The organism is Bradyrhizobium sp. BR14999 (assembly GCF_056106085.1).
In genome coordinates, this window is the sequence record NZ_CM148536.1 from 2,310,366 (window position 1) to 2,336,626 (window position 26,261).

Sequence of the window (26,261 nt, forward strand, 5' to 3'; positions counted from 1 at the left end):
GTGACGGCACGCTCGTTCCTGATTCCACTGTCCTCACTCGCGTCCTTCACGCGATGCCGCCGATCCGCATCCTCGTCGGCGCAAACGGGTGGCAGACGAACGATGATCGTGTCACGCTCCGCTCCCTCGCACAGCGTTCAGTGACTTTCCGCAACACCCGCGGCTTGTTACCGCGGTCGATCGGGAGGTAAATGTCGCATCACATGACGCGTTGTGTGAAGCCGAAATTCTGCCCAATTAAGGTGATGCACGCGTTGAATCTGCGGCCGTCCGCGCCGCTCGGCGGAAAGAAGCTTACCCATCGCCAGCTGCGCGGCCCAAGGGGAACGATTGATTCGTGACGGGGTGATCTTCCTCGGGGCGAATTGTCTAACTTCGCGTCACAAGAACCGAGAGGACGCAGAACGCCAGTCGCGAGTTGCTAACTCGCCTGTTCTTCGCCGATAGTGCGGACTGATGAGGAGGCATAGGCAGCTGAGACGAGCTTGTAGCAACAGCAGGCTTTCTCTTCGAGCAATTTGGGGTTGTCGATGCGTATTCCGACGAAGTCGGCCGCGGATTCCGGGCGAAGCCGGCCGCCTGTACCGATTGAAGCCGGCCGTGGATTCCGATGATCCCGGCCGCCTGCCGAGGCGGGCTCTCGCGACGACGTCGTCATCAGGTCAGTTGGCGGGCTCGTCGTCAAGCGTCTGACGCTTGGCGGCGGCTTTGCGCAGGCTCTCGCCCTTGAGAGTGAGCCTGTGGGCGTTGTGTACGAGGCGATCGAGGATAGCGTCGGCAATGGTTGGGTTGCCGATGAGCTCGTGCCAATGCTCGACCGGGAGCTGGCTTGTCACCAAGGTCGAGCCGCGGCCATGGCGATCCTCCATCATCTCCAACAGGTCGCGTTGCTGCTCGGCAGTCATCGGGGCAAGTCCCCAGTCGTCGAGGACCAGAAGCTCGACGCGCGCCAGGGTCCTGAGGAGGCGAGCATGGCGGCCGTCGCCCCGCGCGAGGGTGAGCGCCTCGAACAGCCGCGGCAGCCGTTGATAAAGCACGGAGCGGTTGTCCCGGCAGGCCTTGTGGCCCAAGGCGCAAGCAATCCAGCTCTTGCCGACGCCGGTCGGGCCGATGATGAGCAGGTTCTGATGCCGGTCGATCCACTCGCCAGCGACGAGCTTTTGGAACAGCGGCTTGTCGAGCCCGCGCGGCGCCTTCATGTCGATATCCTCGACGACGGCGTTCTGCCGGAGACTTGCGAACCGCAACCGAGCAACCAGCCGCTTGTTCTCGCGCTCGGTCGCTTCACGGTCGACGAGCAGTGCGAGGCGCTCCTCGAAGGCCAGCGCGGCAATGTCGGGTTGTCGCTGCTGTTCGTCGAGGGCCTTCGCCATGCCGGTAAGCCCGAGCGCGACGAGGCGGTCGTGGGTGGGATGTGTCAACATCGTCTCTCCTTTCTTCACTGGTAGTAATCGGTGCCGCGGATATTGCCGTGTCGGATCGGTGGGCCGTCTGGCGGTCTCTCGTTGGCGTAGGCGCGATCGAGCCCGTGCTGCAGGATCGACTTGATCGAGCCGTAGGTGGTCGCGCCGATGTCGTTGCCACGCTGGCAGGCGGCCTCGATGCGGGCCGAGCCGTAGCTGCGCGCGAGCCGCAAAATGCCGAGACAAGCCCGGAAGCCCTGCTCGGGGTGTGGTTTGGCTTTCATGATTGCTTCGACGAGAGCGATCGTGGCAGGGCCGATCTTGGCGGCTTCTCGCTTGATCCGCGCCGGGGTCCATTCGGCATAACGCCGGTGCGCGCTCGGCATGTGCTCCGGGATCGTGGTGTGGCGGTGGGGTACGTCAGAGCGGGCGTGGCTGGCAACCCGGCTGCCCTTGTGCAGGATCTCGACCGTCCTGTCGGTGACGCGCGCCTCGAGCTCTTCGCGGATCAGACGCGAGGGCACCGAGTAGTAGTGACCGGCGATCTCGACGTGATAGTCGGGCGCGACTCGGCACTTCTTCCACTCGGCATACTGATATGGCATCGGCGGCAGGGCGTTGAGCGCCGGCTTGTCGATCTGTGCGAACAGCTCGTTGCGGCTCACGCCGAGCTTACGCATGATCCTGGCGTTGAGGTCCGCGATCGCCTCGCGGATGGCCCCGTTGAGTTCGTCAAGCGAGAAGAAGCGCCGGTTCCGCAGCCGCGCCAGCACAAACCGCTGGACGATCTGCACCGCCACTTCCACCTTCGCCTTGTCGCGTGGTTTGCGCGGACGCGTGGGCAGGATCGCGGTGCCGTAGTGCTCGGCCAGCTCCTGGTAGGTGCGGTTGATGCCCGGCTCATAGCGACAGGTGGCGGTGACGCCGGCCTTCAGATTGTCGCAGACGATCGCCTTCGGCACGCCGCCGATCGCGCGCAACGTATTGGCGTGCAGCCCGATCCAGTTGGCCAGCCCTTCCGACCAACGCGCCTCGGCAAAGGTGTAGTTGGATGCTCCCAGCACCGCGACGAAGACATGGGCCAGCCGCTGCGCGCCGGTCGCGGCGTCGAACACCGGCACCGTGTCGCCCGCGAAGTCGACGAACAGCTTCTCTCCAGGCCCATGCGTCTGCCGCATGGTCGGCGAGATCGTCTCGCTCCATTCCCGGTAGAGATCGCAAAACCGGCTGTAGCCATAGCCGTCGGCGTGCTCCGCGCGATATTCCTCCCACAGCAGGAGCAACGTCACGCTGCGCCGCTTCAGCTCCCGGTGCACCGCCTTCCAGTCGGGCAACGGCCGCGCCGGCTTCTCCTCGAATGTCGGCGGCGTGAACAGCCGGCGCTCGAGTTCGCCGTCGTCCATCCCTTCCGGCACCGGCCAGGTGATGCCGATCACGGCAGCCCGCCGCAGATACTCGCCAACCGTCGATCGGCTGATGCCGACCGTGACGGCGATCTGCCGCTCGCTCACGCCAAGGGCGTGCCGCAGTCTCAAAACTTCTCGAACCTTCCGCATCGGCGCTCTCTCGGCGGGCATCAGACCTTCCCTTGCTTGGTCGCAAAGGTGGGCTGGTCCGCGATTCGATCGCCGTCTTCGAGAGCGTCAGGCCGGTCTCAACAGGGTGGCCGGCTTCGATCGGAATGGGTGGCCGACTTCCGTCGGAATCGGTGGCCGGATTGCGTCGGAATACTGGAGGGTTCAAATAGGTCCCGCGTCGCAGATCTCGCCGCAAGTCCAGCGCGGGACCTATTTGAAGCTGGATTGAACGAAGCCGCGTCTTGTGAGCGAGGACCTATGGGGGCTCGATCTAGGCGCCGGTAGGCGCGATTGACCCGATGTCGGGCCCGCGAGCGAGTGTGGCCGCAGATTGCCGCTGATGTTGGCAGCAGAGGATGCCGGCGTCGATAGCGTCGAACGGCGCGTCAAGCCCAAGCGGCTGACTATCGCCCGTTCGCCGCGCGTTCTGAGCGTGCTTGATCGTTCCGACGGAGAACGTCGGCATGGCGATGCCTGCAGTGGGAGCGAACAAGTCGAGGTAGTCGGTCATGATGTATCGCAGCGAGGTGCTGCGCGTCGCGGCGTTTGCGCACGCGGCACAGGCCCAATCTCGACCATGCGGCCTCCGCAGATGGGGCACAAGTCGAGGCGGTGACCAATGAGGATGGCGCAGCGCTCACGATAGTCGACAGCTTCGGCAGGCGGAGGTGGTTGCGGCGCCTTTAGCGCCGCTCGGATGCGCGCGAGTTTGGCGACGCGGCAGGCGTTCGCCAGGAAGCCAAAATGACGGATGCGGCGAAACCCCTTCGGCAATACGTGGAGCAGAAAGCGACGGATGAACTCGTCAGTCTCGAGCGTCATCACTTTGGATTTGTTGCCGGCGCGATAATCCTTCCACCGGAAGCGGACGTGGCCCTGCTCACAGGTGATGAGCCGGCCGTTGGCGATCGCAACGCGATGGGTGTAGCGCCCGAGATACGCCAGAACCTGTTCTGGTCCGCCGAAGGGACGCTTGGCGTAGACGACCCACTTGACCTTGCGGAGGGCGTTTAGATGGCGGGCGAATGCAGCCGCTTCACTCAGGTGGTCGAGGTGGCCGAAGAACTGGAGCTTGGTGCTATCGAACGCCGCCTGGAGGCGCTCCAGGAATAGCCGACGATACAATCGTGACAGGACGCGAACGGGAAGGAAGAAGCCGGAGCGGCAGCCAACCCAGCTTCCATCAGGGGCAATCCCGCCGCCCGGCACGAGGCAATGGGCATGCGGATGATGCGTCAGGGTCTGCCCCCAGGTGTGGAGAATGGCGATCATCCCAGTCTCGGCACCGAGATGCTTCGGGTCGGCGCTGATGAGACGGATCGTCTCGGCCGCCGTCTTGAGCAGGATGTCGTAGACCACCGCCTTGTTCTGCAGCGCGATAGCGGCTACTGGCGCCGGCACGGTGAAGACAACATGGAAATAGGGGACCGGCAGCAGATCGGCTTGGCGATCGGCGAGCCATTGGGCGCGCGCGAGGCCTTGGCACTTTGGACAGTGCCGATCGCGACAGCTGTTGTACGCGACGCGAACCAGGCCGCAGTCGTCGCACCGCTCGACATGGCCGCCGAGCGTCGCTGTGCGGCACGCCTCGATGGCTGCCATCACACGGCGCTGGTCGGATGTGAGCCGAGAGCCCTGCGCGGTACGGAACGCAGCGCCGTGGCGGCGGAAGATGTCCGCCACCTCAAGCACGGGGCGCATATGCGCGGCTTAGTGGGGTGGGATCACCGTGATGGAGAGCCCATCGAATGGGCTGGTCGTGCGAGCGAGCAGATTGGTCGCAACCTGCGCGTAGCGGGCGGTCGATCCGAGGTCGGCATGTCCGAGCAAGACCTGAATGATGCGGATGTCGATCCCGCTTTCCAGGAGATGAGTCGCAAAGGAGTGCCGGAGCGTGTGGACAGTGATCGGCTTGGCAATCCGAGCGCGTCGGCGGGCGGCGCGGCAGGCCGCCTGGACGCAGCGGACGCTGACATGTTCGCTTGGGTCTTGGCCTGGAAATAGCCACAGCCCCGGCCGTGTTCGCGTCCAGTACGCACGCAGAATATCCAGCAGCCGAGGAGAAAGCATCGCGTAACGATCTCTGCCGCCCTTGCCGTTCTCGATGTGGATCAACATTCGCTTGCTGTCGATCGAGCTCACCTTCAGGCGTACGACCTCGCTAACCCGTAAGCCAGCCGCATAAGCCGTCGCCAGCACGACGCGGTTGCGCACCCCTGTAACCGCGTCCAGAAAGCGCTCGATCTCTTCGGCACTAAGCACGAGGGGGAGCTTGTCGGGCTTCTGGCCGCCGATGATCCGCTCGAATGCCTCCGTCTGCCCGAGTGTGATGCCGTAGAAGAACCGCAGCGCGCAGGCCACCTGATTGATGTGGGACCACGAACGCTTTTGGCCGATGAGGTGCAGTTGGTAGGCACGGACCTGCTCGAAACTCAACCGGTCCGGGGCGTCGCCGAAATGGCGGCTAAACTTTGCGATCGCATAGATATAGGATTGCTGAGTCGACGGCGACAGATTGCGGACCGTCATGTCCTCGATCATACGCTGCCGAAGAGGGCTCATCGTAGCCATCTGGGTCTCCTGTCTTGAGAGGGGTGGTGCGAAGACCAACATCCTCTCAGACAGGACACCTCAGTACAGCAGGCTTGCCTCCACTCCCGCGTAGCGGGTTCGTTCAATCAGTGGCCGGCTTGCATCGGATTACGCAGTTGTCGATCTGCAAGACCCCGCGCATCTTGCGAATCAGTCCTTGCTCTTCGAAGCGAATCAACGTTTCCGTTACCCCGGCGCGGCGCAGTCCCAGCACCGAGGACAGGTAATCGTGGGTGACTGGCAGCACGCGGGCGTCAACAGCTTCACTAGCAAGGCAAATCCAACTCGCGAGGCGCTGTTCGCGATGGTGCCGAACCCCGCACAATCCTGTCTGGACGCACTGAAATGTCAGCGCTTGCACATACTCAAACAGATGGTCTCTGATCTCGGAATGCACTTTCATGATCCGACGAAGATCCTCCACACGAATTCTGTGCGCGCTTCCGGGGAAGACGACGACGGATTGATGCGTTGAAAGATGTCCTCCCCACAAGAAAGAAGTGCCGACCGCGCCGCGATAGCCTATGACTGCCGTTTCGAGCATACTGCCGGCGGCAACAACTCTGAGCGACACGAGGCCGCTCTCTACAAAGTAGACGTGCTCGACCGGCCTTTTGGGCTCTTGCAGAACCATCCATTCTTTCAGGACGACCGGATCGAGGCACTCCCCTATTGCCGCAAGCTGTTGGACAGAAAGACGCGCCAAGATTACGTTCTTCACAAATGGCCGCTTCGCAGGACGCACCGGAAGGGAACGCAGAGGCTCCTGTCGTGTGCTAGGCAGCTGCTTGAGAACTCTATCTTGAGAGCAGTCAAGCACTTCGAGGACGGCGGGCACGCGATCGGTCATAGTCCCTCTCCTGGCAGGAGGCTTTTTGCTAGCCTGCGCGCTGACCGTAACGAGAACGTGATTACGACTATAGCAACATCTTCATCTTGATTGATGCAACGAGTAACTCAACGGCGCCCAAATCCCGCGTTGAGGGGCCTATCTTCGACGAATTTCGACCAAGCGAATGGTGGCGCTCGCGCCGGATTCGGAGCCAACGCGCGAGATTCTTGCTTTTGCAGCTTGTCGTTCGCGATACGATGATTGCGTCCACGACATTGCCGCATGATCGGGCGGCCCCGCTCGTCTTTTCTCGCTAGCCCTGATTGAGATCCCAAGAAGCCACCGGAGAGTGGAACGGTCAGGTCAACACCTCGATTGCCGGCGCGATTGATTGCCCGCATCCGTGCAATCAATCGTCTGGGGGAAGCTCAACCGGAACAGCAAATCCAACCTTTACGCGATCCAATATGACCATGCTCTTGAAGCCCTTGATGTCGCGATTTTCGTGGAAGAAGCGCCGCGTGAACTCCTCGTACTCCTCCATGGACCGCGCGGTAATGTACAGGACGAAGTCGGCATCGCCCGTGACGTAAAAGCCGTTGACGACGTCAATTGATGATCTGATGGCTTTTTTAAACCTATCGATAATATCGGCGCTTTCCCGCTCCAAGCTCACCAGTGCAAGCACTTGAATAGGTCGTCCGACTGCCCTCGGCGATACAACCGACACGTCGGCCTGGATGATGCCCTCCGAGCGCAGCCTCTTCAACCGTCGTTGGCACGCGGTAGGAGAAAGCCCGGCCATCTCGCCAATCACATCTGAAGTCAGACGGTTATTCTTTTGCACGATATCGAGAATGCGGGCATCTATCCGGTCGTACTGCATAACCACCTCCCAGCCTGAGACGTATTTCGCCGCGAGATAACCACTTCGCGCAGGAAATCCTCGAGGGTGAAAATACGAGGAAATTTTCCGTGACAAAGGCCCAACTTGGATGGGATTGTCGCATAGCACTATCAGAGTAGGGATGAGGGGGCCGTGCCGTCGGCATTTTGCGGCGCGGCAGGGAGCGAAGCCACAAAGCCGGCCTTTCGGATGAGATCCGGGCCTTCGTTTTCGACAAAGATGTGAACCAAAGCGAAACCGAAGCGCGGCCGAGCCGTGCCGCGTGATAAATTCGTGCGGAAACGGCCTCTTGATTGAGGTTAGCCAGCCACTCGCCCGCTGACGCGCGCGCGACAAGGCGCCGTTTTGCCTCCGAGAGGTGAACCTTTGGGTCGACTTCGTCCTGCAGCTCGATAACAGGCGACCCGCAGCTCATTCCATTTTGCTCGACCGGTCAGCTTCTCGAAAGCTAGACCTACCATCCTGGCGAAGCGGAGATATCTCGGGGCTGATCTGCGACTGTACCAAACGTAAACATCGTCAAACGGAGTTGCGAGATGGTTCGAATCCAAGACACGCTCGATACCAACGTTAGACTCCGGCAGCACATCGGCCGCCCCTGGGCAAGATGAAAACATAGGCCAGGCGGCCTTTGACCAGCACCTGGACGACAGACCGCAAGAGCAACAAGCTAGTGCAGGTCCTTCCGATCCTAGTCTGTCGGACGAGGTGGAGGATCGCCTTTATGCTGCTAACCGGCAGCCCGATTTGAAGCTTGTCGTCATTTCGAACCGCGTTGCGCCGTTTGACCCCAATAAACCCCAGACCGGCGGGCTCGCCGCGGCCCTCGAATCGGTGGTGGAACGTTCCGGCGCGGTTTGGATAGGCTCTTCGGACACCCTCGGCGACGGGATCGAGCGGCCCCTGCCACTGGTGCCAACTGGTGCAGGCCACGTCGCCAGGCTCGATCTGCCGGCCGCGGACCATTCTGGCTACTATCGAGGTTATTCGAATTCGACGCTATGGCCAGCATTGCACTCCCTGCCCAAGTGGATGTCGGGCTCCAAAGTTGATTATGACAGCTATCGAAAAGATCAACGAGTTTATGGCGCGTGCGGCGTTCGACTTGCGGGATCGGGACGCATTCTGGGTGCATGATTATCATATGCTCCCGCTTGGGGCCGATCTGCATGACCTGGGCATTGAGCGGCCAACCGGCTTTTTCCTCCATACGCCATGGCCCACGCCGGACATGATAGAGTGCGTACCCAATCATCGCGAACTGATGAAATCGATGCTGAAGCACGATCTGCTCGGCTTTCAGACCAACCGGGATCTGAACAATTTCCTGGCCTGCCTGCGAACCCATTTCGGGCTGGAGAGCAAGGATGGTGTTGTGACCACGGAACGTAGCCAGACGCGACTTCAAAAGTTCCCAATCGGTATCGATCCCGAGCAGTTCGCAGCGTATCTTGCGGCAGACCTCTCTCCTGCAGAGCAAGAAAAAGTCTCGTCATTATTGCAAAACTTCCAAGGCGCCAAATTTGCCATCGGCGTAGACCGGCTCGACTACACGAAAGGCATCGATAAACGGGTCGAAGCGTTTAATCAGCTTTTAACGAAGGAGCCGCATAGCATCTCGCTGTTACAAATCGCCCCGTCCTCGCGCGCCGACGTCGAAGAGTATCAGAATTACAAGGAGGACGTGGAGAATGCGATCAACCACGTCAATGCCGAGCATGGCACAGACGAGTGGAGGCCGATCCACTACACAAATGACTCGTTCAGCCAGGCTGCACTCGCGCGTCTCTACCGCGCGGCAAAGATAGGTGTCGTCACGCCGCTGCGGGACGGCATGAATCTGGTGGCGAAAGAATATGTTGCTGCACAAGATCCGCAGGACCCGGGCGTTCTGGTGTTATCGAAGTTTGCGGGGGCGGCTGAAGACTTCAACGAGGACGAGGCGCTGCTGGTGGATCCAAACGATCCTAAAGAAATCGCAGACGCCATTTCAAAAGCGGCCAACATGCCGCTTGAGGAGTGTGTCCAGCGCTGGCGGTCGATGATGGATAAGATTGAATCCTATACCATACACGACTGGTCGGCGGACTACGTCCGGGAGCTGGACAAAAGCCGCGTCACCGTTCCGGCTGATCAGTGCCTCTATCTCGGTCGCGGCTGGACCAACGAGGCTCACATGCCGCTGTACCGGAACCATGCCGAGGCGCTGGCCACCTTTAACGAGATCGACCCCACGGATGCCGCCCTGACGGAGGCTGCCTATGCAGACGAAAAGAAGGCCTATGAGGCGCTAGAGGCCCGACTGATGCACACACAGGGCAGACTCTGGGATCTGCCGATACCCACAGCTTCGCTCAGCGGTCGTCCCGAAGAAGAGCCCGGTGCCGGGGAGGACTGAGCAGACGAGGAGCACAGTACGGCAGATTACGCTGTTCTGCAGCAGCACAGAGGAACAATCCAGATCTTTAGCGCTGACGCGGTTCTTGCAGGTTGCGCAAGCCTGGATGATGACCGGGAATGTTGAACGAGCTGCATCAAGGTATCACGCGAGTGATCCATAATAGAACGAGAGGTGTGCAGCCAACGCGTTGTTCCGTACCCGTGAACGACGCTTCTTAAGTGGCGTCGGCACCAGCGAGCTTTTGGTCGTTCCGCGTCGGAAAGTGGCGGCTGCCTGTAGCAATGGAGGGCCGCAACAGCACCGTTAGAACAGAGCAGCATGGCTCGCACTCGCCTCGCGCCTGCCAAGCTGCTCCGCCAGCAGCTGGCATTCTCGATCGACATCTCGCCCGCGTAGTACGCCTTCGATGAAGGATCACGGGCTCGTGCGCCCGTTGCCGCGGTAGATTCAGGATCATTGAGCCTGACCCTAGCGACCATAAGAGCTGCTGATGACGGCTTCGGTTCGTAGATAGAACCTGGACCCGGCGCTTGAACTCGTTTGGCTAGAGGCTCGACCTCAAGACGCGTTGCTGCTTAGAGCCGTAGTCGTTGCTTCTGCCCTCATCGTCTTGAGTGAAATCCTCTAAGCAACGCGCTGCTCTTTGTCATGATCACCCCGTCGACAAGTCTGCCAAATGAACTCGCTCGGAGGAATCTACCTCATTGGAGGTACACGTTGCGATTGGAGCGGGGCGTGTTCCGTGCTTAGCCGCTGAAGCCGAAAAACCGGTGCTGTCTGACGGACTGTCCGGCCGATACTTTGTCGGTATCTGCTTGGCAACCAGTGTCGGGTAGCGGACATGGTGCTGCAGCCGGAGTGGCTGAAACTTGCGGCTCTTTAGCCGGCACGCGGTTTGCAGTGAATGGTCCGCAACATGGCGCAAGCTACGCTATGTCATGCGCTTGCGTGCTTTTCGCTCCTTCTGCTTGACGCGGCAAGCGTGCGAGCGTGGCCGCCGATCTCATCGGGAGAAAGTCTATGAACACAGCACCACCCTTCTCCGCGGTGTTGCCTTGGGCTGCCAGCGCCACGTCCACGGCGCTTTCACGGGAGCGAACGACATTGGCGACGACGGATGATCCATTCCTCTGGCTCGAGGACATCGAAGGACAAGGCGCATTGGCTTGGGTTCGCGCCGAGAACGAGAAGACGCTCGGGGTGCTCCAGTCAGATCATCGCTATCGGCACTTCTACGAACAGGCGCTCAGCATCCTGCAGGCCAAGGATCGGATCGCGTACGTCTCGTTGGGACGGCACGGACTGGAAAATTTCTGGCGAGATGATCACCAGGTGCGCGGCGTCTGGCGGCGCACCACGCTTGAGAGCTATCGCAGCCAGAACCCGCGATGGGAGACCATCCTCGATATCGACGCGCTGGCTGTCGCCGAGAACAGGAATTGGGTCTTTAAAGGTCGCTGCTACCTTCCGCCTGAAGAGCGCCTCTGCCTGCTTTTTCTTTCCGACGGCGGCAAGGATGCCGCGTCCATACGAGAGTTCGACCGCGACGCCAAGACCTTCGTTGCGGACGGCTTTTATCTTCCAGAGGGCAAGCAGCACGTTAGTTGGGTCGATGGTGACACACTCCTTGTAGCAAGGGACTGGGGCGAGGGGACTTTGACGCAAGCCGGCTACCCCTTTGTCGTGAAGGAGCTCAAACGCGCTCAGCCGCTCAGTGAGGCTTGCGAGATCTTTCGTGGCGAGCCCACCGACGTTCAGACGCACCCCTTCGTGCTTCGTGACAGGGAGGGTCATATTCATGCGACCGGCGCGACCCGCGTGATCAGCTCTTTCGAGTACGAGTATGTGGTCTTCCGCCCTGAGGGGTCCGTCAAGCTCAATCTGCCGAAGAAGGCCGCGATGAGAGGACTAGTGGGTAGTCGCCTGCTTGTGAAGCTTGATGAAGAATGGACGCCGCCCGGCGATATCAGCTTCGCCGCCGGATCGCTGATTTCGTATGACCTGGCCGAATGGAAGCAGGATCCGCTCCGCGCTAAGGCCTCGCTTGTCTTTCAACCTGGGCCCCGCCAGGCCCTGAGCGGGTTAAGCGCCACAAAGAATTTGTTGATCCTGACGATCCTTGAAAACGTTCAGAGCAAAGCGTTCGTTTATAAGTACGATCAGGGAGCTTGGTCGGCGACGCCGATCCCGCTGCCGGAACATACAAATGTCAGCCTGTCAGCCGCCTCCGATGAAGCGGACCAGGCCATGTTCGCCGTCTCGAGCTATCTCAGACCGACGTCAGTCTGGTATTTTGATGCCGAAAGCAAAAGCCTTGAGGAATTGAAGACGACACCTACTGCCTTTGATGCGTCCAATCATGTCGTAGAGCAGTTCGAAGCGACTTCCCGTGATGGCACGTCAATTCCTTACTTCCTGGTGCGACCGAAGAAGGCAAGGTTTGACGGCGCCATTCCGACACTTCTTTATGGTTATGGCGGGTTCCAGGCTTCGCTTCTGCCCTCTTATCTGGGACCGGTGGGGCGGCTCTGGCTTGAACAAGGCAATGCCTATGTCGTTGCAAACCTGCGTGGGGGCGGCGAGTTTGGTCCACAATGGCATCAAGCGGCCCAGGGGGCAACGAAGCAGACGACATGGGATGATTTCATTGCCGTTGCCGAGGACCTGATCCGCCGGAAGATCACGAGTCCGCGCCGGCTCGGCGCGATTGGCGGCAGCCAGGGCGGCCTGCTCGTTGGCACGGCAATCACCCAACGTCCCGAACTCTTCAACGCGGCGATCATCCAGGTGCCGCTGTTTGACATGCTTCGATACACCAAACTGGGCGCGGGCTCCTCCTGGATCGGCGAGTACGGTGACCCCGCCATTGCCGAGCAGCGTGCGTGGATCGAAGCCTACTCGCCTTACCAGAAGCTGGTTGCGGGCAAGACCTATCCCGCTCCCTTAATTCTTACCTCCACCAAGGACGACCGCGTGCATCCCGCGCACGGCCGCAAGGCCGCCGCGAGGCTCGCCGCGCTAGGCCAGCCTTACTTCTACTACGAGAACATCGACGGGGGACACAGCGCCGCGGCCAATCTCATCGAACTCGCGCGTCGGCTGGCCCTTGAATACACCTATGCATCGAGGCGGCTTTGTTCTGAGTAAATTCGTTGCACGGGCTGATCGAAGCAAATAGAATCGAGACCATTCGTTATCTCAACGTCTTCACGTTGCTTAGCTCAATTCATCGAACCAAAGGCGAGAGAGCTGACGAGCGTCGGCGGCGCGATGAAGCTCGTCAGATGCGCAAGTTACCGATTTGAACAGCCGCCACCGGTGGCGAGCGGGTTTCCTGGCTTCCCAAACACAACATGACGAGCGGGCGGTAAGTTGCCAGATGCGATTCCTTGAGGATTGTCTCGACAGACCCCTGTTCGTCCGACATGCCCGACGTGCGGCTGACATCCAAAGGCGAACAGCCAAAGCGCAGCCCTGCGAGTGTCTTCGCGCTTGAGAGAACATGCCACGTAGCTTCAATGCAGGCATGGCGCGGATTGGTAATCCTGCTCCAGGCTGTGCGAAGGAGTTCACGACCGCCCTGTTGTTCAACGTCGATCAAACCCATCGGGAGCTCGGCTGAGCGCGGCGCGTTCGAGGCTCTGCGCTCTTCTATGAGCCGGTAGCGCGCGACGAGTGAAGCGAAGGTCAAAACGTTATCCGGATCCTGAAGCCTTGAAGCGAAGTGTCGTCGACGTCAGGGCGCTTTCTGTCGTTTGCACAATCCGGCGGCAGCTAGAGCCACGCGACAAAAAAACGAGCACGTGACCTGCGCACCGACGCCGGGCGTCTCTTGCCGCCCGTCTTGATAGCCGGGAGACTCTTCGCTAGATCAAAACGGTTCACTATGGAGATGCCGCGGTGGCAATGGGTATTGTGAAGTGGTTCAATTCGACCAAAGGTTATGGGTTCATCAGGCCTGGGGACGGAGGTCCCGATGTCTTCGTGCACATCAGTGCCGTCGAAAAGGCCGGCTACACCACCGTCGAAGAGGGGGCACGGGTAAGTTATCAGCTCAAGGCCGGGCGTTCGGGCAAGATGTCAGCTGAGGATCTCCGGGTTGGCTGATCCGACTCGTCTTCGGAAACTACTCTCTGCAAAGCGTGTTCTCGCACCCGTCGGGCGATGCCTTGTCACGGCACGCCGAACTGTTTGGTCTTTTGACCGTCTCTTCCAGCATGGGGCTGTCTCGCAAACCGCATGACAGCCTTGATCTCCTCAAGCCGTGGGCCGATCACTGCCGCCAGAGTTACAGGAGTTTGCCAGCCCGGTCGCAGTGTGGGCGTGGCAGGATATTCCTGCCAGCGGGCACGAACGGTCCGAACCGTACGCTCGAGACCAACACGCCGGGAAGTGCACGCCGCGCGTCGTCGCAGCTAACAATGCACGGGCTGGTCCTCCTCTTTCCAGGCACGATGCATGTAGCTCATGAAGGTGCTCGCACAACCGGGTTCGTCCGTTATGGACCATACTGTCCGGCTGCGCTGCGGCTGCAGGTCTATTTCTGCTACGCTGATGCCGTTGGCCTTCGAGGGCCGGTGTAAACAAATGGCTTGATGCGGCGCGGCGAGGTCAAATCCCAGGGCGCCCACGACTGGTGCGAATTTTGTGTTTCGCGATGCTCTCGGCTGGGAAATTACGCAAGACGGGCGGCAATTCCTGTCTGCGATCGAAAAGGCCGTCGCCGGTCAAAGAGCGCGGCCCCAATCAACCATCGATTTCTCGTCCAGCGAAGTCGCTGCGCAAACGGTCACGGATGCTACAAAATTACTTATTCCTCCGCGCAGCCGCCGTCAGAGGCCGCGGCGACGCGGGAAAGGCGGATCCAATCGACGCACAGCGTGACGCAGCAGTCGCCTCGACTGCCACCCTGGCTGCGAACGCGCGCGGCACTTATTTCAGGTAAAGTGCTATCGTTCTCGCGCAGCATCGATCAAATCGACAGCGATTGTTGATGGGCCCGGAATGGTTGTCTTTCCGAGCTGAGAAAGCGTGCGCATAATCGTCGCTAGATAAGGTCGTAATCAGATTTGGTCGGCTGTCACTGTGCTGCGCCTTTGAGGTATCGCAGCGGAGGGTGCAGCATCGAAGGGCGGCTCTCCCTCGCCCACCCCTGACGGTGATCATCCCGCCGAACAGGACCGGCTCGTGCAAAGCCGTCTGGCGGGAACGGGGCAAGGATAAGCGTCGTGCTTATTACTGAATGACGCGAGCGCTTGCTTCCAGGGGCCAGGGAACCCCGGAAAAAAATCTCTTGCAATGTGACCTGCGTCATATGCAGCTCAATATTTCCCAATCGGCAGTAGTGGAGGGCAATTTTTTAGGGCGCGCGATGGACGACGAGTTCTGTAGAGAGAGGGTGCGGACCGTGCAGGAACTTGCAGCGCAAGCTGACCCGTTCATCAAGAGGCGCTTGTTGCAGCTGACCGCCAACTACGAACGGCGCGTTGCTCAGGCAAAAAAGCGGATCGAGGTCGCGCTGATCTGCCGGCACAGAGGTCGCCATCCGGCTTTCGTCATCTCAGGGATGAACCACCGGACGGCGATCCCGATGGTGTATTTTCCGGGATGCGCTTGCCCGTTAGATATTGATCTTAACGGACAGCGGCAGGCTCAAAGAACGGCCAGCGCGACAAGTCCAGCGGTTTGCTCCGCGGATCGGAGCTGGAGCGTGGGCTCCTAGTGGTATGCCAGCGGCGTCCATCGCAACGCTCGGATTCATATCGTTGATCCGCTGCCGCCTAGCCTTGCGGCGAGGAGTATCGGCCCGTGCTCATCCGGCGCATTGCGGAGATCCTCAATCAGCCTGCCGCAGCTCCTCGTGCAATGACGCGCCGTTGATCGACAGATTGACGAGTATTCTGTTGTGCGACGCGACGGTCTTTGGGACGAGCGCAGGCGCTGTTGCGCTCGCGTGCTCATGCTGTTGATCAAGATCGGGTCTCCACTCTTACGCTCGATGCTGTGCGTGGTCGCGCCATACCAATGGCATCGGCGCCAATTCTGGCGCCGATGTCGTTACTCGCGAGCCGGCTTCGGATGGGTCGAGAGGAATCTGGAGCTTGGCTTTGGTGGACCTTTCAATCGAACTTATAAGAGGCCTGGAAGAACGTACCCCAGCGCTCCATGCTGTACTTCCCAAATACGGACGGATCACCCATGCAGCCGCTGCTGCTGCACAGAGAGTCACCTCGTTTTTTGGTCCACATGGCCCAATAGCGGCCACCGACCCCGACGCTGATGTTCTGGGTGAGGAAATAGGACAAGACGCCCTCAATCTGGACTCCGCCACCACCATTGCCGCGTTGTTCGTCAAAGGTGGTCTTGGGGCGCAAGAGATGATAGTCACGCCCCTTGAAACCGGTCCATGGCAGGTAGGCGACGTCGGCGCTCAAACGCCAGCGCTCGGTCAGCATGGTTTCGGCGCTCAGGCCGATTCGAGGCGCATTCCATTGAGTATCCTCGCTGCCAACGATCCTGTTGTCACCCGGCTTCAGACATCGATTCCGCGGATTAGCGAACTCAACGCAACCACTCGTGTCCGAACTCTGACCGTAATAGGTCCAGCCTAAGAATCCACCGACCTTGTAGTCGGTACCGCGCAGGAAATCGTAACCGACGTCGGCCGCATAATACGCGAACCTTCCATTTGACTGACCTGAAAGGGTGTCCTGGTAGGACCGTCCCTTGTGGGGCAGCCAATCTTCATCGTTCATCTTCCCTTTGTCGAAGCGCCCGATACCCAGATTGCTCTTCAGGAACACGCCCCAGGGACTGTCAACACGGCCGAATAGCTCGCCGGAAAATCCGTCCAGTCCATGATAAGTGAGCCTCGATACCAGTATGCTGGGGTCTTCAGGCCAGCCATACGGCACTGCGCTGTGATCCCACTGGAATCGTCCGCGGCTCAGCCAGAGCCGCGAGCCGCCTTCGAACGACCAGCCGGGCGCGTAGGAAATGGGTGGTACGCTGCCGGCTGATTTCGCATACAGCGGCGCATCGGACCATTGTGCGGCCTCTGGGTCCGCACCAAAGTGGTAGTTCAGGCCAATCTTTCCGATGTGATAGTTGCTGGTCAGGCTGGTTGTGTTCGCCGGCAGAATTGCAAACGGCGGAAACTGGACTGTCGAAGCGGTCGCGACACGCGGTCCGCCAAAATGCAGATAGTCATACTCGACGTTCACCGACCATGCAGGCGTAAAGGCTTGCTCGACGCCCAGACCGATGACGCCACCGAGACGACCATCGTCGAAATGCGTTTTGCCCTGTGGCCAGCCGCCTTCATAGTTGTTGACCACATCGCCCCGATTGTTTTGCCAGGCTACGCCTGCTTTGAGATAGGCCAGGGTGTTCCCGAGCGCGCCAAAGGCATAACCGACGCGACCGGTCCCGGTGGCGAAGAGGCTCGGACCTGCCTTGCAGTTTGCGCTCACAACGAAGCCCGAAGGGGCAAGGCATGTATTTGTGCCCTCGGAGACAGCACCGCTGGCATCCAGCTCGATGCCAAACACCCAGCTGTTGGTCTGCCAATTATAGCCGATCTGGCCACCTGCGACAAACGATGGGAGATCGACGGCGCCGCCATAGATTGATGGACCGTATGGATTGCTGAAGGAGGTTCGGCCGTACCCACCGCCGACGTGTCCGCCAATGTAGGCTCCAGACCAGTTCGATACAGCCGGCGGCAGTTGCACTTCTCGCTCAAAGTTCGCCCTGGCTGCACCGCTTGCAACGAGCGCCATTGTCGTAGCACTCCAAAAAAGAACTCTGGATCGCATCAAAGATTGCCTTGCACTTTGCCGGTCTACTGCCGGCTCCTTAAAGTATCGCCGCACGGCAAATCGTCGGGGCAGACACTGCGGCAACGCGCGCCTGGTCCGACCCGAAGATCACCGCCCTGCGATTGGTGATGGTGTCAGAAACAGAGCAAGCCGCATGCCGAACTCAGTTCGTATGTTTTGCAGGAATTCGTAAGAGTTTGTCGCGTCAACTTGCTGACAATGGTTTCAATGCTGACAATCAAGTGCCGACAGCTTCTCCGTCGCCCCCTGAATGCAAAAGTCCAGGCGGTCACGCGCGCCTCATGTTCCCAGGGTGGTCGGGCCCGAGAACTCATCGACGTCCGCTATGGCATGTCGCTCGCCGACGAACGAGTTCATTTTTGGAAATCGGCTGTCCTGCAGCGCGAGGCCGGCGGCCCCACGTTGCCGGAGTTTGCGTGCGAGAAGTCGCGCATTGTTGAAATTCCCGAAGCCGCTATCCCCGTCAACGAGCACCGGCAGCTCGGTCGAGTCCACGATGCGTTCGACCACGTCGACGAGTTGGCTCCATGATGCCTCGTTGGCATTGCGGTAACCGAGAGAAGAAGAAATTGCTAGGCCTGAAGCCCACAGCCCTTTAAAGCCTGCGCGCTGAGCGACTGCTCCCGAAAGCCCGTCATGGGCTTCCATCAGAAAGGAGAGGTCGTCGTTGGAGCAAACCTGAGATCGAAGTATATCAGCAGGCAGCGATTTGGCGGCTCGATCGTACCCCTTTTCGCTGAATAGATCTCTGTTGATTCCCTGAGGCGCGACCTGCGTACCTTGATTGAACACTGATTGCACGTCTCTGTCATCTCGATCAATTGCTAACGTTAGTAGTTGACGAGAGCGCAAAGCTCCGGATCTCGGACGATGGCAATAGAATTCCAGGCTTCGGCGACACCTTTGCGAGATACTGGATCGGCAATACCTGCATCGTCCGGCGCAAATCGAAAGAGCTTCGGTCGCTCGCGTGCGTGCATTGCCTAGCCCACTAGTTCAGCTTTTGGTGCGGGAGGAGATCGTAAACCGCTTGGTACCTCGAGATTCCTTGATCTGCACCTAGGGGTGTCGTGGTTGGTGCAAACAGCGCTGTTGTAAATCGGACGGATGTCGCAGTGCATCAACTCTTAGGACGCGTCAATCTCTTCAAGTGCTTGTCTTGACGGCTAGTCCCCCGGAGCGCGAGTGGTATGACACTTGCTGAGCTTGTTTCGGTCCTTCAAAGTTCTTGGAGAAACGGATGCTCAGTGTCATCTACATCGATCGGTTTCCGGACCTTGCCCGAACCGCCGTGCAGCTTGTCGCCCATGTCTGCAGGCGCAAGGACAGTGACCAGTGTCAACCGATTCGATCGGCCCGTATTGAACGGGGCGGTGGACGTGCGCGAGTCGTTCGACGGCAAGACAATGAGTGCAGCAAATGCACCGCGTTATCTACCCGAACTTGGTTTGTTTGGATTCGAGACCACCGATCGCCTCGAAGATCGCGTGTTGGCCGATGTCGGCTCGCTGCCGATAAGCTATACGCTCGTCGTCGTGATACGCATGAATCAAATGGCGATACAGTCCAGACGAACTCATCTTCGCCCGCAAGCGGGCCCTTGATCGCGGCATCAAGGAACTGGAGCGCGGCATCATCAACCCGATCTGTGCACTGCTGCTCAGAAGCCTGGCTGACGCCGGAACTCTGGATCTCTCCCCACGGGCAATTGAACAGCCGACTGATGTTTGTTTGGCATAGCGGGAAGTCCAACAACGCCATTCAGTCTAGCGCGAAATATGTGCGCAGGCGTCTCCCGCGCGATCCACCATCATTTGGGCGCCGACGAAAGAAACTTGGACATCGCCATGCAAACCGGCGAAAACGCGCAGGCGTTCCGATTGTGCCCATATCCACAATGTGCCCATGCCGGTACCGCGCTGAAGGCTCCGTTCCGACCGTAGCTATCCGCGCAGTCGCGCGTCCGCATTGCGAGCTGGAGCGTGCAAAAAATGCAACGAACTTCCGGCTGAAACAAATTCAATCGAAAGGCGCACAACGGCCTTCTGGCTTGATCGCGTGAGGCGCCAATGAATCTCTTCGGCTTCGTCGAATGCGCTAACGAAACGCAATCTCTCAAAGCTCTGTTTGACCTGCTTGTGAGCTCTGCAAGCGAAGAGGGATTTACTGAAATCGTCTACGGAGCACTTACTTTTGCGGAGCCGCTCCGTCTAGCGGGATGTCCACCGCCTCTGGTGGCCATGAAAGTTCCGCCCGACTGGTGCCAGCGCTATTTGGAGCGCAAGTACTACACCGTCGATCCGGTGGTCCGACGGACTCCGATGTTTGCGGGGCCATTTCTATGGGATGAGCTCGCCAAAGAATATCGACTTCAGGCATGTGAACAACGTGTACTACGGGAGGCCAGAGAGGCAGGCCTGAAGAATGGTGTTGGCGTGCCACTATTTGGGCCACCAGGACGAATATCAGTGGTCTCATTCGCCTCCCGTTTTGATGATGCCGATCCTCGGACGAATGTGAGGCGCCTCAAGGCACTGGCTTGGCACTTTCATATTGCGTTTGAGGAGATCGCAAAGCCCTCGGACTGCACCTCGGACGGAAAAGTGAGCCTATCCGAGCGCGAAAAGGATTGCCTGCGGTGGGTCGCGGAAGGCAAATCGTCCTGGGAAATCGGCAAGATACTGAGCGTGAGCGAGAATACGGTGAATTTTCATGTTAAGAACGCAATACGAAAGCTCGGCACGGCGAACCGGACTAGTGGTCTAGTAAAGGCAATTCGTCTTGGGCTTATTGAGTTTACGGAGCCCGCGTTGGCCACGCCGATGGTAGCCTGACTGGTATCGCGTCCGCTTGCAGGACGCCGCCACAAACGCGGCCAGTTATTTTCTGTTAACGAACGAGTGCGCCGCCGGGGCCCTCAAACGGCTGTGCAGGTTACCACCAATCCCCTGACATCTACTTACTAGTCAGTTCGACTGATTATGCTGCAACTCAATAAGGCCTCGTGAGCTGACGAGTTGTGCCGTGCCGGTGGACATCTAGCGCGCTGGACAAGATCACGTACTGAAAGACATGCGTACGAATGGTCTTTCGAGGCATTTGCGCATAGGAGCGAGAGGAACGTGTGAAAATGGCTTATGATACAGATCGTTCGATATTCTAGGCTCGCGGGAGAGTCGCCTCCTGCACAACACTGAAGGCCCCGAAGAAGCGTGAAACCATGTCGTGGTTTTTTCGAACTACGCGTCAGCAAGTCGTCCCATACGCGGGGTGGAGGATATGCATATCGAACACGATTCTCGGACCATATCGTGCGCGATGAATTTTGCCTGCGATGGACCTGTAGAGGTGCGATCGTCAGGTGCGTAAAATGGTACGCATCCGGCGTAGGCCGCGGGCTCGGTTGGATTATTCTGACGGCCAGCGCTTAAGCAACTCCGGATCTTCTTTGTAAATTTGGATGAGCTCGATGAGGCGTTCGATGCCGAAGTCGGTGAACGCCCGGACACCGTCTTCGCCGACGCCATAGACCCATATGGCTCCGTCCTCGATCTCCATTTCATTGGCGACGTCTCGCAGCCAATCTTCGTCTTCGCCGAGGTCCCTCGCGACCTGGGTGATGGTGGTGACGTGATGGGCCTTGTTGACGTGGGTGGTCATGCCGCTCGAGCGGAGATCGCTGATGCTGACGTCCAATTCCAGGGCAGAAGCTCGTCCAGCCGATGAGCCGGATGGGCGGCGATCCGGGCGAGGATATCCGTCAGCCACGCCTGCGGGTCGATGCCGTTCATTTTCGCCGTTTATGCCGGCCGCCGAACTATGCCGAACGGGTTTGGTATGGCGCGCCGTTGTCACGCTGGCACGCGTCGATTGCGTGCACGGCAGCCCCACTCCATTCGGCATAGTCTGGCGTTCAGAGCGCCTCCAGAAAGGCGAGCAGGCGGTCGTTCGGCTGGAAGCGGGTTAGCTTGCCGCGCTCGTACGGCTTGAGCTTCGCCAGGGCAGCTTCCTTGAGGGCGAGGTGGGCGTGCAGGTACGTCTGCGTCGTCTCGACCGATTCATGACCGAGCCACAGCGCGATCACAGAACAGTCGACGCCGGCTTGCAGCAGTTCCATCGCAGCGCTGTGCCTCAGCACGTGCGGCGACACGCTCTTGGCCTTCAAAGACGGGCAACTCTTGTGAGCGACACGAACATGCTTTCCCAGCAGGGACTGGACGCTGTCGGCACTGAGCCGGCCCCCGTGCACGTTCGGGAACAACGCTGTTGCTCCTTTCCGCAACGGTTCCTTGAGCCATGCCTGGAGCGCACACCGAGCGAGTGTGGTCAGCGGAGTGGTCCGCTCCTTCCGCCCTTTACCGACGCATCGCACGTGTGCGCCAGACCCGAGGTGGACGGCATCCCGGTCAAGGCCAGTCAGCTCTGAGAGGCGTAAGCCTGTCTGGGCCGCGACTAACAGCAAGGTGTGATCGCGGCGGCCAAGCCACGTCGTTCGATCGGGCGCTGCGAGAACCGCCTCGATCTCGGGGCGCGTCAGGAAGTGCACCTGTCGCTTGTCGTGACGCTTGCTCGGTATGGCGAGCACGCGCTGGATCAGCGCACTGTGTGCCGGTTCCTCGAAGGACACGAACCTGAAGAAGGATCGGATGGCCGTCAGACGCAGGTTACGCGTCTTCGCACTGGCGCCGCGCGTTACCTCGAGATCGGTGAGGAACGCGCCGATGAACGTTGCATCCAGATCGGCGAGCGTCAGGGCCGATGGGGACTTGCGCAGCTGCACCCGAGCGAACATGAACAGCAGCCGGAACGTGTCTCTGTAGGAGGCGATCGTGTTGCCGCTAACATTGCGCTGGCGCATGAGGCGCTCGGTGAAGAAGCGCTCGATCAACGTGGCGACATTGCAAGCGGGCTTCATGGCGTCACCTCCCATCGCCGATCGAGACGCCGCGCGGCTTCCTCCATCAACTCGGGGCAGGCCGAGAGATACCAGTAAGTGTCGCGCACGCAGGCGTGGCCGAGGTAAGTGGAGAGCACTGGGAGTTGTTGCTCGACGTTCTTGCCTTCGCGATACCAGTTGAGCAGCGTCCGGATGGCGAAGCGATGACGGAAGTCATGCACGCGTGGCCCGGTACGATCACCTGGGCGCCGCAGCCCGATCTCTCTGGACAATCGCCAGAAGACGCGATGAACGTACTGGTGCAGCAAGCGGCCTCCCTGTTCGGCAACGAAGAAGGTCGAGCCGCAGCGTGACCCGAGCAGCGCATCGCGCCGGTGGGCGTAGTCGCGCAGCGCGGTTCTCGTCGTCGGATGCAATGGCACGAGCCGCGACTTGCCGAACTTGGTCAGCCGGACCGTCAGCACGCCGGCGTCGAGGTCGACGTCATCACGCTCCAGGCCCATCGCCTCGGATATACGCATGCCCGTCACCGCGATCAGCCCGAACAAGGCATGGTAGGTCCATCGGCGCAGCCCGTCCGCTGGTGGCAGAGCCAGCGCTGCCGTCAGCAACGCATCGATCTCCGCGTCGCTGTAAACATAGGGCTTGGCGCGCTTCCATCCGGGCAGCATGCCGACGGGCGGCACCTCCGTTCTCGGGTCGAAGTTGGCGACATGGCGCGCGAACCCGCGCACGTCGCTCAATCGCAGCGCCCAGGATGCATGACGATCGGGCGGCGGCGTTGCCCATTCCATGGCCAGCTTCGTCGTGATGATCCTCGCCTTGCGCTTCTCCATGAAGGCGACGAAGTCGGCGAGCCGACGGGTCTGGTGCTCGTACTTGTATCCAAACCCCTTGCGCATGCTCAGGTACTTATCGAGTGCGGCGCGCAGACTGGTCATTGCACGCCTCCCGGCCAGGGCAGGCTCAATGTTCTCAGCGCATCGATGTCGACCTTCGAGTAAATCCGGGTAGTGTCGTGGTTCTCGTGCCGCAGCAACTGTCCGATCTCCGACAAGGTGGCGCCAGATCGGAGAAGCTCGGTAGCGAGACTGTGTCGGAAGATATGGGCGCCGCGATGTGCGCAACCTTCGATTCCAACGCGATCGAGAGCGGCCTTGGCGATCATGGTGATCGCACATCCGGAAGCAAAGCCGACGTGTGGCGCGAGCGTACGGACGAACAATCGTCGGCACGACGACTTTGGGCGGCCATTGCGGAGATATGCAACGATGGCCGCGCCAACGTCTGGCGGTATCGGCATCCGTGCACGCTGTCGGCCCTTGGCGCGAACGAGTATCTCGCTGGCGCGCCAGTCGATATCATCAAGGGTGAGCGTCGCGACCTCGTCGGCCCGCAGGCCGAGCTTGGCTAGCAACAACAGAATGGCGTAGTCCCGCCGTCCCATCACTGTCTCTCGGTCGCAACCGTCGAGAGCCTTCCGCACCTGTGCCGCAGGCAGATAGGTCGGCAGAGTTGCGAGCTTCCATCGCCGCATCGATGGAACGCAATCCGCCAACGGGCGCGCGTTCAGCCCCCGATGGTGGAGGTAACGAAGAAAGGCGCGCAACGACCAGCGCATCGCCTTGCCTGTTCCCGGGCTCCAATCCTGGGCGTGGCGCTCAATGTAGCGGATCACGTCTTCTTGGCTGATCTTGCAGAGGGCGGCGGCGCCACCGGGGCACACCTCGTGCAGGAACCTGCGGATGACCGGGAGATGGCGGACGATGGACCTCGGGGCCAAGCCGCGCTCTGATCGTAGGTAGGCATCGAACTCCTTGAAGATCCGTTCGTGCGGGGTGAGAGGCAGTAGCACCAACGGCGCGATCGCGCCTTCCGCGCGCAGCACCGACAGCCATCGCTTGAGCGCGGCTCGGTCACCGGGTTGGATAGACTGCCTCCCGCCTCGATGTCGGAGGTACCGCTCAACGACCTGTTCATCGAGATCGACCAGCTTGTAGCGACGGCCGGCGATCCAACTCAGGAGCCCGCTGACCACGTTGAGGCAACGCCACGCGCCATGCCGAACGAGCCTCTCTTCGACGAGACGAGCGGCGTAGCGCTCGACGAGTTGTCCGTGCGGCCCGCTTCTGAGACGGCGGTACAGCCGGCTGCTGCCCAAGTACTCTTCAACTTCCATCTTCCTGTTCTCCGCTGTTGAAAGCGGAGGCACAGAACGAACTATGCCGAACGGACCAAACGCCGGTCAGCGAGAAATCTGGGGAAAACGACCCAACTCGGCATAGTTCGGCGGGCGGCATAAACCGCCCTATGCCGAGCGCGGCATAGAGCCGAGACGATGAGGCTGTACATGGCTGCGGCGCGCCGCCCTCCGCGATCAGATCCGCAGAACAGCCAGGACTTCCGGCCAAGTGCGATGCCTCGCAAGCCTCGCTCGGCGGCGTTGTTCGAGAGGCAAACTCGCCCGTCCTCCAGGAACAGCGTGAAGCTCGCCCAACGCTTGAGGATGTAGTTGAACGCCTTGTAATAGAACATTGCCGCCGCAGCACCGGCACGGTCGTATCATCGGCATGAAGACGCGCGGCCGCCATCACATGGGCCTCAAGGCGGCGCAGCAACGGATCTAGCGAGGCACAGACCGCCCCAACTGCATCCGCCATGGTCGACAGTGCGATCGGCACGCCTTCCAGGGCATAGCGCTCGGCCTGGCGGTTCAAGGGCTGATGCTGGCCGAACTTCTCGAACATGATCATGGCCAGGAGGCTCGGGCCGGCCCATCCCCGGGCGATGGCATGGAATGGCGCCGGCGGCTGGCTGATCCTCTCGCAGTCGCGGCAGGAGAACTTCTCCCGGACCGTCTCGATCACCTTCCACTGGCGCGGCACCACTTCCAGCGTCCGCGTCACGTCCTCGCCGAGCTTGCGCAGGCGATTGCTGCCGCAGCATTCACAAGCCGTAGGTCCTTCGATCACCACCCGCTCCCGGGGAAGGTGCTCAGGGAAGGTCTGGCGCTCGGCGCACTTGCGCGTAAATCCGCGCACCGTCGTCGTCTTGGCCACGGCTCGTTCCGCCGCCAGCTCGTCCTCGGTGGCGTCGGCTTCCAGCTCTTCGAACGTCAGCGCCAACTGCTCGATCAGCCGCGCCGAACGTTCCGACCGTTGCCCATAGATCTGGTGTTTCAGCTTGGCGATCTGCAACTGCTGCTGTGCGATCAGCGCTTCGTCTTCCGACGCTTTCGCGCGGGCGACCGCGAGCTCGGCGGCGATCTCCAAACCCTTCGCGCGCTCGACAGCGAACGCCTCTTTCAGCGCGGCAACGTCATCCGGATCAGCGTCGCGGTCGGCATCCATGCGACGCAGTGAATCACAGATTGAATGCGTTGGGACTCCCCAAAATGCCGGCAGCCGGGAGATTTTCCTGGATCAGCCTGCGCTCTGCGGTCGCAAGCTCAATTGCGGATTCCGCCAGTCGATGCCCTCGAGCGAGGGCATCGGGAGATGCCCATAAGAGTGACGATGACGTAGCCACCTTCGAAGAGGTGGAAGTCGTCGATCCGCGTCATCCGCTTTATGGCCGGCGCTATCGCTTGATCTCGATCGGTAAGGAGACGACCACGCGTGGAGCGTGCAAGGAGCTCTTTGCGCGTGTACATTACCGATTCGGTCTCACGCTTCTTCTGCCGCTCGGGGTGACGAATCTTGAGCGGAACGGCTTGCCGTGCGCCGCGCCGACCAAGCTGAGCCTCGACGCGCTGCAGGACTTAATCGCGTTGGCCGAAGAGAGCGGGGGCGCATGCCCATCGAACCTCGAG

20 protein-coding genes and 3 pseudogenes are annotated in these 26,261 nt (G+C 60.2%); 7 read left to right on the top strand and 16 right to left on the bottom strand.

Translation table 11 applies throughout. The annotated features are described in order from the left end of the window. Positions 1 to 662: 662 nt before the first annotated feature. The 7 genes from istB to ACR9YP_RS10745 all read right to left on the bottom strand — a co-directional run bounded on the left by istB (position 663) and on the right by ACR9YP_RS10745 (position 7,290). Positions 663 to 1,424 carry an IS21-like element helper ATPase IstB gene (gene istB / locus ACR9YP_RS10715; RefSeq protein WP_474219691.1) on the bottom strand — a complete coding sequence of 254 codons (762 nt, stop codon included), beginning with the start codon at positions 1,422 to 1,424 and terminating at the stop codon, positions 663 to 665. A 14-nt stretch (positions 1,425 to 1,438) separates the two neighbouring features. Continuing rightward, entirely contained in the window at positions 1,439 to 2,959 is a 1,521-nt protein-coding gene (gene istA / locus ACR9YP_RS10720; protein ID WP_474219693.1) for an IS21 family transposase, read from the bottom strand. A 292-nt stretch (positions 2,960 to 3,251) separates the two neighbouring features. After that, entirely contained in the window at positions 3,252 to 3,491 is a 240-nt protein-coding gene (locus tag ACR9YP_RS10725) for a hypothetical protein (protein ID WP_474218827.1), read from the bottom strand. Beyond that, positions 3,488 to 4,681 (bottom strand): IS91 family transposase, encoded by a 1,194-nt coding sequence (locus ACR9YP_RS10730; RefSeq protein WP_474218828.1) that lies wholly within the window; start codon positions 4,679 to 4,681, stop codon positions 3,488 to 3,490. The genes ACR9YP_RS10725 and ACR9YP_RS10730 overlap by 4 nt, the downstream gene beginning before the upstream one ends. Positions 4,682 to 4,690: 9 nt before the next feature. Next, positions 4,691 to 5,551 (bottom strand): tyrosine-type recombinase/integrase, encoded by an 861-nt coding sequence (locus ACR9YP_RS10735; protein WP_249757261.1) that lies wholly within the window; start codon positions 5,549 to 5,551, stop codon positions 4,691 to 4,693. Positions 5,552 to 5,654: 103 nt separating this feature from the next. Continuing rightward, positions 5,655 to 6,422 (bottom strand): Crp/Fnr family transcriptional regulator, encoded by a 768-nt coding sequence (locus tag ACR9YP_RS10740; protein WP_474219695.1) that lies wholly within the window; start codon positions 6,420 to 6,422, stop codon positions 5,655 to 5,657. Positions 6,423 to 6,813: 391 nt separating this feature from the next. After that, a complete protein-coding gene (locus ACR9YP_RS10745; protein WP_474219696.1) occupies positions 6,814 to 7,290 on the bottom strand; it encodes an Lrp/AsnC family transcriptional regulator in 477 nt (158 codons plus the stop codon). A gap of 768 nt (positions 7,291 to 8,058) precedes the next feature. Here ACR9YP_RS10745 and ACR9YP_RS10750 point away from each other — a divergent pair. The 3 genes from ACR9YP_RS10750 (at position 8,059) to ACR9YP_RS10760 (ending at position 12,859) form a co-directional block, all read left to right on the top strand. Further along, positions 8,059 to 8,448, top strand: coding sequence for a hypothetical protein (locus tag ACR9YP_RS10750; RefSeq protein ID WP_474219697.1), 390 nt, complete (start codon positions 8,059 to 8,061; stop codon positions 8,446 to 8,448). Continuing rightward, the gene (locus ACR9YP_RS10755) at positions 8,366 to 9,709 is read left to right on the top strand and encodes an alpha,alpha-trehalose-phosphate synthase (UDP-forming) (RefSeq protein ID WP_474219698.1); all 1,344 of its coding nucleotides are present in this window, start codon (positions 8,366 to 8,368) and stop codon (positions 9,707 to 9,709) included. Before ACR9YP_RS10750 ends, ACR9YP_RS10755 begins: the two co-directional genes overlap by 83 nt. Before the next feature lie 1,023 nt (positions 9,710 to 10,732). Continuing rightward, a complete protein-coding gene (locus tag ACR9YP_RS10760) occupies positions 10,733 to 12,859 on the top strand; it encodes a prolyl oligopeptidase family serine peptidase (protein ID WP_474219699.1) in 2,127 nt (708 codons plus the stop codon). 133 nt (positions 12,860 to 12,992) lie between these two features. On the opposite strand, the gene ACR9YP_RS10765 is transcribed toward ACR9YP_RS10760, so the two are convergent. Next, the gene (locus ACR9YP_RS10765) at positions 12,993 to 13,319 is read right to left on the bottom strand and encodes a hypothetical protein (RefSeq protein ID WP_474219700.1); all 327 of its coding nucleotides are present in this window, start codon (positions 13,317 to 13,319) and stop codon (positions 12,993 to 12,995) included. Positions 13,320 to 13,612: 293 nt separating this feature from the next. On the opposite strand from ACR9YP_RS10765, the gene ACR9YP_RS10770 reads away from it, so the two are divergent. Both ACR9YP_RS10770 and ACR9YP_RS10775 read left to right on the top strand, forming a co-directional pair. Further along, positions 13,613 to 13,819 carry a cold-shock protein gene (locus tag ACR9YP_RS10770; RefSeq protein ID WP_438102183.1) on the top strand — a complete coding sequence of 69 codons (207 nt, stop codon included), beginning with the start codon at positions 13,613 to 13,615 and terminating at the stop codon, positions 13,817 to 13,819. A 1,207-nt stretch (positions 13,820 to 15,026) separates the two neighbouring features. Further along, positions 15,027 to 15,434 (top strand): hypothetical protein, encoded by a 408-nt coding sequence (locus ACR9YP_RS10775; RefSeq protein ID WP_474219701.1) that lies wholly within the window; start codon positions 15,027 to 15,029, stop codon positions 15,432 to 15,434. Positions 15,435 to 15,831: 397 nt separating this feature from the next. Here the strand turns inward: ACR9YP_RS10775 and ACR9YP_RS10780 are convergent, their stop codons facing one another. Next, complete coding sequence (locus ACR9YP_RS10780) at positions 15,832 to 17,493, bottom strand: outer membrane beta-barrel protein (protein ID WP_474219702.1); 1,662 nt, start codon at positions 17,491 to 17,493, stop codon at positions 15,832 to 15,834. A 360-nt stretch (positions 17,494 to 17,853) separates the two neighbouring features. Beyond that, positions 17,854 to 18,258 (bottom strand): annotated as a pseudogene (locus ACR9YP_RS10785) (isocitrate lyase/phosphoenolpyruvate mutase family protein); the annotation flags it as partial. Between the two features lie 623 nt (positions 18,259 to 18,881). Between ACR9YP_RS10785 and ACR9YP_RS10790 the strand changes: the two are divergent. Next, a complete protein-coding gene (locus ACR9YP_RS10790; protein ID WP_474219703.1) occupies positions 18,882 to 19,157 on the top strand; it encodes a hypothetical protein in 276 nt (91 codons plus the stop codon). 465 nt (positions 19,158 to 19,622) lie between these two features. Next, on the top strand, positions 19,623 to 20,387 hold the full coding sequence (locus ACR9YP_RS10795; RefSeq protein WP_474219704.1) for an autoinducer binding domain-containing protein: 765 nt from the start codon (positions 19,623 to 19,625) through the stop codon (positions 20,385 to 20,387). Positions 20,388 to 20,961: 574 nt separating this feature from the next. Here ACR9YP_RS10795 and ACR9YP_RS10800 read toward each other — a convergent pair. From ACR9YP_RS10800 to tnpC, 6 genes and pseudogenes are all read right to left on the bottom strand, one after another. Then, positions 20,962 to 21,213 carry a hypothetical protein gene (locus tag ACR9YP_RS10800; RefSeq protein ID WP_474219705.1) on the bottom strand — a complete coding sequence of 84 codons (252 nt, stop codon included), beginning with the start codon at positions 21,211 to 21,213 and terminating at the stop codon, positions 20,962 to 20,964. Further along, positions 21,210 to 21,353 (bottom strand): annotated as a pseudogene (locus ACR9YP_RS10805) (transposase domain-containing protein); the annotation flags it as partial. The pseudogene ACR9YP_RS10805 and the gene ACR9YP_RS10800, both read right to left, overlap by 4 nt. A gap of 113 nt (positions 21,354 to 21,466) precedes the next feature. Continuing rightward, the gene (locus ACR9YP_RS10810) at positions 21,467 to 22,468 is read right to left on the bottom strand and encodes a tyrosine-type recombinase/integrase (RefSeq protein WP_474219706.1); all 1,002 of its coding nucleotides are present in this window, start codon (positions 22,466 to 22,468) and stop codon (positions 21,467 to 21,469) included. Then, a complete protein-coding gene (locus ACR9YP_RS10815; RefSeq protein WP_474219708.1) occupies positions 22,465 to 23,391 on the bottom strand; it encodes a tyrosine-type recombinase/integrase in 927 nt (308 codons plus the stop codon). The genes ACR9YP_RS10810 and ACR9YP_RS10815 overlap by 4 nt, the downstream gene beginning before the upstream one ends. Further along, positions 23,388 to 24,629: a tyrosine-type recombinase/integrase gene (locus ACR9YP_RS10820; RefSeq protein ID WP_474219710.1), complete on the bottom strand. Its 1,242-nt coding sequence runs from the start codon at positions 24,627 to 24,629 to the stop codon at positions 23,388 to 23,390. The genes ACR9YP_RS10815 and ACR9YP_RS10820 overlap by 4 nt, the downstream gene beginning before the upstream one ends. Positions 24,630 to 24,778: 149 nt before the next feature. Continuing rightward, positions 24,779 to 25,800, bottom strand: a pseudogene (gene tnpC / locus ACR9YP_RS10825) (IS66 family transposase); the annotation flags it as partial. Positions 25,801 to 26,261: the final 461 nt, after the last annotated feature.

Bases quoted from the DNA above. Each gene is read 5' to 3' on its own strand.
- ACR9YP_RS10740 (WP_474219695.1), bottom strand. From the start codon at position 6,422: ATGACCGATCGCGTGCCCGCCGTCCTCGAAGTGCTTGACTGCTCTCAA.
- ACR9YP_RS10775 (WP_474219701.1), top strand. From the start codon at position 15,027: ATGCAGCTCAATATTTCCCAATCGGCAGTAGTGGAGGGCAATTTTTTA.
- ACR9YP_RS10755 (WP_474219698.1), top strand. From the start codon at position 8,366: ATGACAGCTATCGAAAAGATCAACGAGTTTATGGCGCGTGCGGCGTTC.
- ACR9YP_RS10730 (WP_474218828.1), bottom strand. From the start codon at position 4,681: ATGCGCCCCGTGCTTGAGGTGGCGGACATCTTCCGCCGCCACGGCGCT.
- ACR9YP_RS10780 (WP_474219702.1), bottom strand. From the start codon at position 17,493: ATGGCGCTCGTTGCAAGCGGTGCAGCCAGGGCGAACTTTGAGCGAGAA.
- ACR9YP_RS10810 (WP_474219706.1), bottom strand. From the start codon at position 22,468: ATGAAGCCCGCTTGCAATGTCGCCACGTTGATCGAGCGCTTCTTCACC.
- istB (WP_474219691.1), bottom strand. From the start codon at position 1,424: ATGTTGACACATCCCACCCACGACCGCCTCGTCGCGCTCGGGCTTACC.
- istA (WP_474219693.1), bottom strand. From the start codon at position 2,959: ATGCGGAAGGTTCGAGAAGTTTTGAGACTGCGGCACGCCCTTGGCGTG.
- ACR9YP_RS10760 (WP_474219699.1), top strand. From the start codon at position 10,733: ATGAACACAGCACCACCCTTCTCCGCGGTGTTGCCTTGGGCTGCCAGC.
- ACR9YP_RS10765 (WP_474219700.1), bottom strand. From the start codon at position 13,319: ATGGGTTTGATCGACGTTGAACAACAGGGCGGTCGTGAACTCCTTCGC.
- ACR9YP_RS10735 (WP_249757261.1), bottom strand. From the start codon at position 5,551: ATGGCTACGATGAGCCCTCTTCGGCAGCGTATGATCGAGGACATGACG.
- ACR9YP_RS10820 (WP_474219710.1), bottom strand. From the start codon at position 24,629: ATGGAAGTTGAAGAGTACTTGGGCAGCAGCCGGCTGTACCGCCGTCTC.
- ACR9YP_RS10815 (WP_474219708.1), bottom strand. From the start codon at position 23,391: ATGACCAGTCTGCGCGCCGCACTCGATAAGTACCTGAGCATGCGCAAG.
- ACR9YP_RS10725 (WP_474218827.1), bottom strand. From the start codon at position 3,491: ATGACCGACTACCTCGACTTGTTCGCTCCCACTGCAGGCATCGCCATG.
- ACR9YP_RS10795 (WP_474219704.1), top strand. From the start codon at position 19,623: ATGAATCTCTTCGGCTTCGTCGAATGCGCTAACGAAACGCAATCTCTC.
- ACR9YP_RS10800 (WP_474219705.1), bottom strand. From the start codon at position 21,213: ATGACCACCCACGTCAACAAGGCCCATCACGTCACCACCATCACCCAG.
- ACR9YP_RS10745 (WP_474219696.1), bottom strand. From the start codon at position 7,290: ATGCAGTACGACCGGATAGATGCCCGCATTCTCGATATCGTGCAAAAG.